Raw genomic sequence first — 10,627 nt, forward strand, 5'->3', positions numbered from 1 at the left:
CTAAAAAAGTTAGCTGAAGGACAAACCCCACGGAAAGGGAAGTGGGTAGCCGGAGTGGTGGTCAAGCAGTTGATATTATTCCATAATAGCTACTAGAGGAAGCGTAAATCTGAGCATTTAGTGATAAGGACTGAGCGAATTTTGCTCCGTTTTTTTTATTTAGCATTATCATATGTTCTTTTCGGACAGGGAATGGATCTTCTCCGTTTTATCTGGAAGAAGTAAGCTCACAGCTATTCCAAAAAATAATGCAATAAAAAATGTCGTGAATTTTGAAGTGATGATACTTTCTAAAGGTGTGCTTATCCATAATATAGTGGATACTAATCCAGCAAGAACTGTCGCTACCACACCAGCACTAGAATATCGCTCCCAAAAAAATGTAAGGAGGATGGCGGGGGAGAGTGTACAGCCTACTCCTGCCCAGGCCCAGCTGACAACTAGATACAATAGAGATTCTGATACAAGCGCGATCACCATGCCGATTAAACCGAAGAATACAATAGAAATACGAGAAATCCAGATAAGTTGTTTTTCTGTAAAATTCATTCCCAATGTTTTATGGATAATATCTTCACTAACTGAACTTGTCACAACCATTAATTGCGAATCGGCAGTTGTAATAATGGCAGCCAATACCCCAGCTAAAAGCAAGCCAGCTATCCAAGGCGGAAATAATTCAAGAATCATCGTTGGTAAAATAATTTCTGCATCATGAAATGAGCCTTGATCATAGATGGCTATAGCTGTTATTCCAATCATAAATGCTCCACCATACGCTAATAATGTCCAAATAATTGCAACAATACTTCCTTGTCTTGCTTCTTTATTATTTTTTAATGCCATAAATCGTGCACTTAATTGAGGCTGACCACCTAAGAAGCCAAAGAACCATGAAAAATTGTTAAAAAATAACACACCAATCGCAAAGCCAGTCAGACCACCAAACCAAGAGTTATACGAATCTCCAGCTTGTATCAGGGAAGCGTTTATCGATAAATCGTTTGCTTGTATATAAATTAATGATGCAATAGGAAGCGCAACTAATGTAATAACCATCATTATACTTTGGATCATATCTGTCCAAACTACAGATATAAACCCGCCAGCAAATGCAATAATGATGATAACAATTGTAGCTAATAGAATACCTGCTGTTGGAGGTAAGCCAAATGTTGTAAATAACATTTTTCCAGCTCCAGCCATCTGTGCTCCAACATAAAACATAAGAAACCCAGCAATTAAGATACTCGTTAACCAGCGAATTATTTTCGCCTTTTCCCCAAACCTTACCGCTAAATAATCTGGTAAAGTTAACACATTATACTTATCTGTTTCTGACATAAATGTTTTGGCTAAAAATAGCCAAGCAAATATTATTCCGATTGCTATACCAACTGCTACCCAAATTCCGGATAGGCCAGTCATAAAAACAAACCCTGTATAACCTAATAACAACCAAGCAGATTCACCTGTTGCCCTTTCAGAAAAGGCAAGTGTCCAACCAGGTAATTTTTTTCCTCCTAATAGAAAATCAGAGTGAGACTTACTTCGTTTGCTGAAATAATAGCCAATTGCTAAGATCAACAAACAATAAACGACAAATTCAACAATGATGATATTCATAATTCCTCCTATAGAGAGTTTTTTACTCTAGGTTAGCTGCTGACCAACTCCTTTCTTGAGAGCCTGCCAATAGACCAATTGCGATACAACTACGTCAAATAAAGCCATACCTGTAGATTTAAAAAGGATGCTTTTATCAGGGGAACGAGACACTTCTTCATTTGACATAACCAGCTTCGACATGGATATGATGGAGTCTTTTGGTAGGTAGCCTTTTTCTAGTGGATATTGTACATCCCCCGACTCGATAATAGCGTCTTCCGTATCAATATAAAGGCGGTCCGCTAATTGATACAATACTTCTGGAAATTCTCGCATGGTTGGTTGAAAGGAACCAATACCGATAATAAGCTTGTTTGTTAATAAGTCGGGGTCATTAGGAAGAACAGGTGAATTCGAAGTAGTTGAGCAAATAATGATATGAGCAAATGTAATTGCTTCTTCAATTGTAGAAGTCATATGGATATGGATGTTTGCAGGGATCCATGCTTTGAGCTTTTCACTAAAGGCTGGTAATTTATCCGTCGTTCGATTGTACAAATAAATATCCTTAATCGGCCGCTCCGTGCATGCTGCAATAGCTTGATACAGCCCTTGTACACCTGTTCCAATTATTGCCAGTTTGTTATCATCCACATTTGCCAGATGTCTAATGGCTGAGCCACCAATTGCACCTGTTCGAATTCCTGTTATAAACGACCCATCTAAAAGCGCTTGACATTCGCCAGTTTCACGACTAGTTAAAATTACAAGTCCTTGTAAGGTAGGATGGCTCGTGTTATTTGGAAAAGATGTAATCAACTTTGTACCTATTGATTCATTAGTTAGGCAAGGCATTAGCAATAAAGTATTTGTTTCATCCTGTAGTTGCATTCGAGTGGGCATGTGAAATGCTCCAGAGCCGTAGAGCTTGTATGCGTTATCAATTGCATGAATAACTTGCTTCATGGATACAGCTTCTTTTATAGCCGATTCATTTAAAAATAACATGTAATGACCTCCATTCGTTTACGTTGTTAAACTATAGCACCCTCAATAAGCAATTCCTTTTCTTGAAATCGTTCAAATCTTAATGGATGAAGGTTCAAGGACTCATATTTACCTAATCGGATCAACTCGGATAACCCTTTACCTACAGCAGGAGCCTGCTGCATTCCATGACCACTGAAGCCACATGCGGTATAATATCCATTTAATTTAGGGTGCTCACCGATAATCGCATTTTGGTCGATCGTATTAAAGCTGTACATCCCTGCCCATCCACTACGAATCTTTGCACATTCAAAATTAGAAATTCGATGACCTAGCACGGGCCATAATTGTTCTAAAAAGAAGGAGCGTCTCCACGAAAAATCAATACCTGGCTTTACTTGCTCTGAATAACCTGAAATCAATTGTTTTCCTTCGTGACGGAAATAAACGCCTGTTGGATCTACAGTTAGAGGAAGGTTATTATGTAAGGGTTCTTCGATATCGAACTGAATAATTTGACGTTTTAAAGGTACGATTGGTAAAGGTAGCGCTATTTTCTCACTTAGCGCAGCAGCCCATGGGCCAGCGCAATTAATAACAATTGGAGCATAGTAGCTTTCTCCATTCGCTAATTGTATTCCGGTGACACAATCATTGTCTTTTAGAATAGTGTCAACCTCTTCATATATATACGTAGCACCTAGATGCTTGGCCTTTTTAGCATAGCCTTGCATAACAGAGTATGGGTCAAGGTAGCCATCTTCCTCACAGTACAGCCCACCCTGTAAATCGGATATAGTTAATTCTGGAATAATAGTTAGCAGCTCTTGTGGTGTTAAAAAGTCGGAAGGAACACCAAATTGTCGCTGTCGTTCACATTGCTTTTTTAACTGGTTTACATTTTCGTCTTTGGCGAGAAACAAGTATCCTCGCTGTTTAAAATCGATCTCAGCAGTTTCTCCATGAATTGCCATGTCGGTTGGAAACGTTTTATATTTTTGTAAGCTATATCTGCTTATTTGAATATTAATAGACGTAGTAAATAATTGTCTGATACCACCAGCACTTCTAGGGGTAGAAGAAAATTCATACATCGGGTCTTTTTCTAATACAATAATTGCTCCATCGTAACCGTCATTTAATAAATTGTAGGCAACGCTTGAGCCAATTACACCGCCACCAATAATGATAATATCTGCTTTCTTACGCACGAAAATCACCTCAAGTTATATGTGGAATGATTATAACTAGTTATAACCTAAGCTAGACTGGAAAATCTATGTCAAAACTATACAAAATTTCTTAGAGAAATAATTATTTTAAATAATCAAAATTATGATAAAATATTAGAAAATACCCATATAAAAGGAAGAAAAGTAGATGGAACGTTTTGTACAATTTGCACAACGAACAGTGAAAGCGGTTTCAAAAATTTCGCCTTTTCCCATTAGCTTAAGTGATAAGAGAGGATATATTATTGGGGATACAAATGCTGAACGAATTGGAACATTACATACTCCCTCAATAGAAGTTATTAAAGAGAATCGAACCATCTTATTTGATAATGACAAAATTTCTAGTATGACGAATGTTTTACCTGGTGTAGCAGTTCCATTACATTTAGATTCTCAAACCATTGGAGTGCTAGGTATCATCGGAAATCCGTTGGAGGTTAAACCATATGCAGAGCTTATTAAGAAGTATGTGGAGATGATATGGCAAGAAACAATTCATACGCATATAGAGGACTTAGAAGCAAAAACGTTAGAGTCATTTGTGCAATATATCTTGTTAGATGGAAACCGACATAAAGAAAGAGTCGCCCACTATTGCAAGGTATTGCAGATAGAGGAAGGAATACAGCGCCTTTGTATTGTAATCAATATCGGAGATTCGTTACTTAAAAGTATACAGATGGATAAGCGACAGGCCTATTCCTTAGACTATTTGAAGAAAGAAATATTAGCGTGTATTCGAAAAACATATAATAACGACTTACATCATATTTGTACGTTTTTAAATCCAGAAAAAATTATTTTATTAAAACCGATTACGGATGACACCGTTTTTCATCAGTTTATGGCAGAATTTAAAAACAAAAGCGTACTGCTCATTAAAAGGTTGCATGATTATAATATTCATACTGTTTCCATTGCTGCTGGATATAAATATGATGCTCTTCACCTCTTGTATCAATCCTATCACGAGGCAGAGGTGCTTGTGGAATTTGCAAGTAGGCTATCTATAGAACCGGCCATCTATTCTTATTATGATTGGAATGTACTTATGCAACTTATTCCGTATCAGCTTAATTCTCAAATACAGTCGAAGTTAAACGGGCGAGTAGAACCGTTTTTTGCACATGACGATTTTATGGAGCTTAGTTATAACTTTATTGTATACTGTGATAGCAATTTAAATATAAGTAGGGCAGCAAAGTCTCTTTTTATACATCGTAATACCTTAATTTATCGTCTGAAAAAAATAGAATCAATAACCATGCTTGATTTAGGTTGTTTTGAACAGTGTATGTTACTTTATATAATTATAAAAATGAAGGAATAGCATGAGAATAAATCTGAATAATGCATTCATTTTTCAGGTTGACAATTTAATGCTATAATAAGTAGAAAGAAATGGCATAAAAATAAATAGAATTAATAAAATGTTAAATGAAATGGAAATGGATACGAACAAATTAACATGTAGACATGATGAGGTGATACTGTGAGTACGAATCGAGTACAATTAAGTAGTAAAGATATTTTAGAAAAAGATTTTAAGACAGCAATGCGGGGCTATAATCAAGAGGAAGTTGATGAATTTTTAGATTTAATTATTCAGGATTATGATGCTTTTAAGCAAGAGTTAGAAAGGCTTCAACAAGAGAATGATAGGTTGAAAAAATCATCAACCGTGGAACAGCCGCCCAAAACACGCTCTGCACAACCTAATCCTAATCCGCAAGTAAATTATGATGTTTTAAAACGATTGTCAAACTTGGAGAAGGCTGTTTTCGGAAAGAAATTCGCTGAGACAGAGAGTTAATAAGTTAAGGCAGTTGAAAAGCAAAAGCTAAATGAAAGTCATAGGGAAACTTGATTAAATCTAGTACTTATGGTATAGTAATTTGAGGAAATAAATTAAATACTCATGTGATCGCTGTATAATATATACAGAGGAAAGTCCATGCTCACACAAACTGCGATGTTTGTAGTGTTCGTGCTTGACGAATTCATAAGTCAAGGTAACCATTTGGTTAACGGCAGGATAGCTACCTACGTCTATTAGATATGGAAGCTAGCCTTGAAAGTGCCACAGTGACGTAGCTGATTTGGAAACATTTCAGGTGGAACGAGGTAAACCCCACGAGTGAGCAACCCAAATAATGGTAGGGGCACTCTTTAGTAGGGAAATGAACCGAAAAAGGGACAAGTATAAACTTGTAGATAGATGATTACAACCGGCGTACGAGGTTGACCACCGATGGCAGTACAATGGAACAGAACATGGCTTATCGAGTATTTAATTGGTCTATGACGAGGAAATAAACCTTTCTGATTCCCTTTTGGGTTATTGGAAAGGTTTTTTATTTTCATTAGCGTTCATAAACCGTATGTAGATATGATAAACTATGGAAAACATGATACTGATAGGAAAGGAATTAATTATATATGCAAACTGTAACATTAATTGCAACAGCAGCTATGGGATTAGAAGCAGTTGTGGCTAAAGAGGTAAATGCATTAGGCTATGAAACACACGTAGAGAACGGAAAGGTTATTTTTGAAGCGCCTATCTCTGCTATTCCTCGTTGTAATTTATGGCTACGCTCCGCTGATCGGGTTAAATTACAGGTAGGTACTTTTAAAGCTAGCTCCTTTGAGGAGTTATTTGAAGGTACCAAGTCATTGCCTTGGGAGAAATATATTGCAGAGGACGGACAAGTTCCAGTAATCGGAAAATCGGTTAAGTCTAAGCTGTATAGTGTTCCCGATTGTCAGGCCATAACAAAAAAAGCAATCGTTGAACGGTTAAAATTAAAGTATGGAATTGTTTCTAAATTACCTGAGTCTGGTGCTATGTTTAAAGTTGAGATTGCTCTTTTGAAGGATGAAGCTACTCTGACGATTGATACTTCTGGCACAGGATTACATAAAAGAGGATATCGAGTAGGGCAGGGGGATGCCCCTTTAAAGGAAACCCTTGCTGCATCTTTAATTATGCTAACTAACTGGCATGCAGATGAAACATTAATAGATCCCTTTTGTGGGTCAGGAACGATTGCTATTGAAGCTGCGTTAATTGGTCAGAATATTGCACCTGGCTTTAACCGTGAGTTTGCTTCAGAAGAATGGAGCTTCATAAAAAGAAAGCATTGGGAGGATGCTTTTCAAGAAGCAGAAGATAAAGCAAACTATGATCAAAAGTTAGAAATTATCGGCTCTGACATTGATCATAAAATGATAGACATTGCAAAGCAAAATGCGATGGAATCAGGATTAGGGGACTTGATAACATGGAAGCAGATGCAAGTAAAGGATTTAACGATTCGCAAGCATAATGGTTATCTTATTGGCAATCCTCCATATGGACAAAGGCTTGGTGATTATAAGCATGCTGCAAAAATTGCTAATGATTTAGGCTCTGTTATGAAACATCATGAAAGCTGGAGCATTTATATACTAACCGCTTACGAAAACTTTGAAAAAGCATTTGGTCAAAGAGCGACGAAGAAACGAAAGTTATTTAATGGATATATCCGAACAGATTATTATCAATATTTTGGTAAAAAGGTGAGGGAGGATTTGGAATGACAACTATAAATACCGTAGAGAAAGACTTTAGACATTACTTACGTGAAATAAGTGCTTATAATGAGTCATTGATGCTAATTCATTGGGATATGCGTACCAAAATACCTAATCATGGTGTCGAACAACGTTCTGAAGTTGCTGGTTTTCTGGGAGAAAAGATTCATAAGCTGGAAACTTCTGATAAAATGAAACATTTTATTGATGCTTTAAAAAATGATACGACTGATCCAATATTAAAAAGGACAGTTGAGGTTTGTGAGGAAAATTATGAAAGAAATCGTAAAATACCTCATGAACTGTATAGAGAATTTATTATGACGCAATCCAAATCTGAAGCCGTCTGGCAAGAAGCTAGGCAAAACGATGATTTCCAATTGTTTCAACCATATTTAGAGAAACTAGTCGATTATAATAAACAATTTGCTACTTATTGGGGATATGAGCATAATATCTATGATGCATTACTACATAACTTCGAGCCTGGGGTAACAACAACGATGTTAGATGAGGTTTTTCCTGCATTGCGCACATCGTTAGTATCTCTATTGGATCAAATCAAAGCAAGTCCTGTAAAGCCTGACACCGATGTTTTGCAAGCACATTTTCCTAAAAATGATCAGGAAGCCTTTACCAAAATAATTTTAAAGCAAATGGGCTATGATTTTCAATCTGGTCGATTAGACGAAACCATTCATCCCTTTGCAATTGCGCTCAATCGAAATGATGTACGAATTACTACAAGATACGATGAAAACGATTTTAGAATGGCGATCTTTGGGACTATTCATGAAGGCGGACATGCATTATACGAACAAAATATTGCAGAAAGCTTAATGAATACACCGCTTGCAACAGGAACGTCAATGGGAATTCATGAATCACAATCATTATTTTGGGAAAACTTTATAGCAAGGAGTCATACATTTTGGGAAGCTAATTATCAAGAGTTTCAATCATATGCCCCCCAGCACTTTAGGGATGTAGAGTTGGACCAATTCTTTCGTGCAGTAAATGAAGTGAAGCCCTCATTCATACGCATTGAAGCAGATGAATTAACCTATTCACTTCATATCATGGTACGTTACGAGCTTGAAAAAGCTTTGATTAATGGAGAGATTAACGTGCAAGATTTACCTAAGCTATGGAATGAGAAAATGGTGGCTTATTTAGGAATAAACCCTCCAACTAATAGAGAAGGAGTCCTTCAGGATATCCATTGGGCAGGAGGCGATTTTGGTTATTTTCCTTCGTATGCATTAGGGTATATGTATGCTGCACAGTTGAATCACACCTTAAGAAGTGAAGTAAACGTTGATGAAATTATTATGACCGGAGACTGTCGTAGAATTAAACAATGGTTATCCGAAGCTGTACATCAACATGGCAAGATGAAGAAACCACTTGAAATTATCAAGGATGTTACAAACGAAGGATTAAATCCTGATTACTTAGTAAGATACTTAAAGCAAAAGTATGCAGCTATTTATCAGTTTAACTAAGTTGAGCTGTTTGCTTTCTAAAAGAAGGAGTATTCCATGACATATATTTGTTCAACAGGACTCGGTATTCCTAATTATCGTATGCCACAAGAGGAAGTAAAGCAAATTGTGCAAAAAGTATTTACGTATTCCCTTCGACAACGATCACGGCTGCTTCCGGTATTTGACAATGCGCAGGTCAATGAGCGCCAATTTGTTGTTGACTCAGAATGGTTTTTACGAGATCACTCCTTTAAGGAAAGAAACGAGCTTTATACGACCTATGCAAAAGAGTATGCCCTGCGCGCAATAGACGCTTGCTTAACGAATCAACAATTTTTAGATGAACCTGTTTTGTATGAGGAAATAGATATGATCATATTTGTGTCTAGTACAGGTATAGCAACGCCATCTATGGATATTCATCTATTTAATGAACGACCTTTTCGATCAGATATAAAGCGAATGCCTTTATGGGGGTTAGGCTGTGCTGGTGGGGCAATTGGATTATCAAGAGCTTATGATTGGTTAACAGCTAATCCAGATAAATCTGCATTGATTGTTTGCTGTGAACTATGTAGTTTGACGTTTCAAAAAGGGGATATGAAAAAGAGTAATATCATTGGAACAGCGTTATTTGGTGATGGAATAAGTGCGGCATTAGCGGTTGGTGAGAAGTCTTTAATATTACGCAAGAAAAAAGGCTCTATTCCCAAGCTTCTGCAATCTCATTCATACACAAAAAAAGACAGTATATCCGTAATGGGGTGGGATATAACTGATGGTGGCTTTGAGGTTATTTTTTCGAAAAGTATACCTGCTCTAGTAGAAACGTTTTGGCGAGAGCATTTACAAATCTTTCTGCAAGCAACACGAATAAATGAACAGGATATACATTCGTTTATTGCTCATCCAGGGGGTAAAAAAGTAATCGATTCCATGGGAAAAGTTCTACAAGCCAAGCCTGAAAAATTTAAGCATTCTATTAATGTGTTACGTAATCATGGTAATATGTCATCTGCCACCGTTCTCTATGTCCTAGGTGCCTGGATGAAGGAAGCCATTTCTAAGGGAGAAAAAAGTGTAATATCAGCACTTGGCCCAGGCTTTAGCTCTGAGTTAATACTTATGGAGTGGGTAGACTAATGCCATTATTTATGTGGGTTATACTGTGCTTTATTATCATACAACGATTAGTTGAGCTGAACATTGCCAAACGAAATGAAGTCTGGATAAAAGAAAGAGGTGGGGTAGAAAGAGGGGAAGAGCATTATAAGTGGTTTATCCTTGTACACAGCTTATTCTTTCTCTCGCTAATTGTCGAGGTATTACTAAGGCATCCAGCTACGTTCCAATTTAACATTTATTTGTTTGTACTGTTTCTATTGCTCCAGTTCGTACGTTTTTGGTGTATTTCATCGTTAGGTAAGTTTTGGAACACGAAAATCATAATATCTCCACAGTTCCCTTTAGTGAGGAAAGGTCCATATAAATATGTAAAACATCCCAATTATATCGTAGTGGGAATTGAATTATTGGTTATCCCCTTGTTGTTTGAGGCATATATAACGGCAGTATTGTTTCCGTTGTTGCACATCCTGCTATTAACTGTTCGAATTCCAGCAGAGGAAAATGCGTTAAAAGATACAAAGTTAACAGAATAGGAAGGGGCTGGGACAAAACCCAGTAAAATAAAAAGTGGTACTCGCCAATAATTTGGTGAGTACCACTTTT

General features: G+C 36.9%; 9 protein-coding genes and 1 other RNA gene. 7 read left to right on the top strand and 3 right to left on the bottom strand.

Annotation, left to right across the window (positions count from 1 at the left end; all coding sequences use genetic code 11):
* Positions 1-168: 168 nt before the first annotated feature.
* From ABDZ84_RS16490 to ABDZ84_RS16500, 3 genes are read right to left on the bottom strand one after another with little or no spacing between them, the layout of a single operon-like run.
* The gene (locus tag ABDZ84_RS16490) at positions 169-1,626 is read right to left on the bottom strand and encodes a sodium/proline symporter (protein WP_321132364.1); all 1,458 of its coding nucleotides are present in this window, start codon (positions 1,624-1,626) and stop codon (positions 169-171) included.
* A 27-nt stretch (positions 1,627-1,653) separates the two neighbouring features.
* Positions 1,654-2,616: an ornithine cyclodeaminase family protein gene (locus tag ABDZ84_RS16495; RefSeq protein ID WP_343782285.1), complete on the bottom strand. Its 963-nt coding sequence runs from the start codon at positions 2,614-2,616 to the stop codon at positions 1,654-1,656.
* Between the two features lie 26 nt (positions 2,617-2,642).
* Positions 2,643-3,809 (bottom strand): NAD(P)/FAD-dependent oxidoreductase, encoded by a 1,167-nt coding sequence (locus tag ABDZ84_RS16500; RefSeq protein WP_026681939.1) that lies wholly within the window; start codon positions 3,807-3,809, stop codon positions 2,643-2,645.
* Between the two features lie 169 nt (positions 3,810-3,978).
* On the opposite strand from ABDZ84_RS16500, the gene ABDZ84_RS16505 reads away from it, so the two are divergent.
* The 7 genes from ABDZ84_RS16505 (at position 3,979) to ABDZ84_RS16535 (ending at position 10,557) form a co-directional block, all read left to right on the top strand.
* On the top strand, positions 3,979-5,163 hold the full coding sequence (locus ABDZ84_RS16505) for a CdaR family transcriptional regulator (protein ID WP_026681940.1): 1,185 nt from the start codon (positions 3,979-3,981) through the stop codon (positions 5,161-5,163).
* A gap of 162 nt (positions 5,164-5,325) precedes the next feature.
* Positions 5,326-5,646 carry a cell division regulator GpsB gene (gene gpsB / locus ABDZ84_RS16510; protein ID WP_026681941.1) on the top strand — a complete coding sequence of 107 codons (321 nt, stop codon included), beginning with the start codon at positions 5,326-5,328 and terminating at the stop codon, positions 5,644-5,646.
* Positions 5,647-5,745: 99 nt separating this feature from the next.
* Positions 5,746-6,120, top strand: an RNA gene (gene rnpB / locus ABDZ84_RS16515) — RNase P RNA component class B.
* A gap of 152 nt (positions 6,121-6,272) precedes the next feature.
* Positions 6,273-7,415: a THUMP domain-containing class I SAM-dependent RNA methyltransferase gene (locus ABDZ84_RS16520; protein ID WP_166530433.1), complete on the top strand. Its 1,143-nt coding sequence runs from the start codon at positions 6,273-6,275 to the stop codon at positions 7,413-7,415.
* A complete protein-coding gene (locus tag ABDZ84_RS16525; protein ID WP_026681943.1) occupies positions 7,412-8,914 on the top strand; it encodes a carboxypeptidase M32 in 1,503 nt (500 codons plus the stop codon). The genes ABDZ84_RS16520 and ABDZ84_RS16525 overlap by 4 nt, the downstream gene beginning before the upstream one ends.
* A 36-nt stretch (positions 8,915-8,950) precedes the next feature.
* Entirely contained in the window at positions 8,951-10,039 is a 1,089-nt protein-coding gene (locus ABDZ84_RS16530) for a type III polyketide synthase (protein WP_343782289.1), read from the top strand.
* Positions 10,039-10,557 carry an isoprenylcysteine carboxyl methyltransferase family protein gene (locus ABDZ84_RS16535; protein WP_166530432.1) on the top strand — a complete coding sequence of 173 codons (519 nt, stop codon included), beginning with the start codon at positions 10,039-10,041 and terminating at the stop codon, positions 10,555-10,557. The genes ABDZ84_RS16530 and ABDZ84_RS16535 overlap by 1 nt, the downstream gene beginning before the upstream one ends.
* Positions 10,558-10,627: the final 70 nt, after the last annotated feature.

The sequence above is a fragment of the Virgibacillus salarius genome (assembly GCF_039521925.1).
GTDB lineage: Bacteria > Bacillota > Bacilli > Bacillales > Amphibacillaceae > Virgibacillus > Virgibacillus salarius.

Bases quoted from the DNA above. Each gene is read 5' to 3' on its own strand.
- ABDZ84_RS16530 (WP_343782289.1), top strand. From the start codon at position 8,951: ATGACATATATTTGTTCAACAGGACTCGGTATTCCTAATTATCGTATG.
- ABDZ84_RS16535 (WP_166530432.1), top strand. From the start codon at position 10,039: ATGCCATTATTTATGTGGGTTATACTGTGCTTTATTATCATACAACGA.
- ABDZ84_RS16505 (WP_026681940.1), top strand. From the start codon at position 3,979: ATGGAACGTTTTGTACAATTTGCACAACGAACAGTGAAAGCGGTTTCA.
- ABDZ84_RS16490 (WP_321132364.1), bottom strand. From the start codon at position 1,626: ATGAATATCATCATTGTTGAATTTGTCGTTTATTGTTTGTTGATCTTA.
- ABDZ84_RS16525 (WP_026681943.1), top strand. From the start codon at position 7,412: ATGACAACTATAAATACCGTAGAGAAAGACTTTAGACATTACTTACGT.
- ABDZ84_RS16520 (WP_166530433.1), top strand. From the start codon at position 6,273: ATGCAAACTGTAACATTAATTGCAACAGCAGCTATGGGATTAGAAGCA.
- ABDZ84_RS16495 (WP_343782285.1), bottom strand. From the start codon at position 2,616: ATGTTATTTTTAAATGAATCGGCTATAAAAGAAGCTGTATCCATGAAG.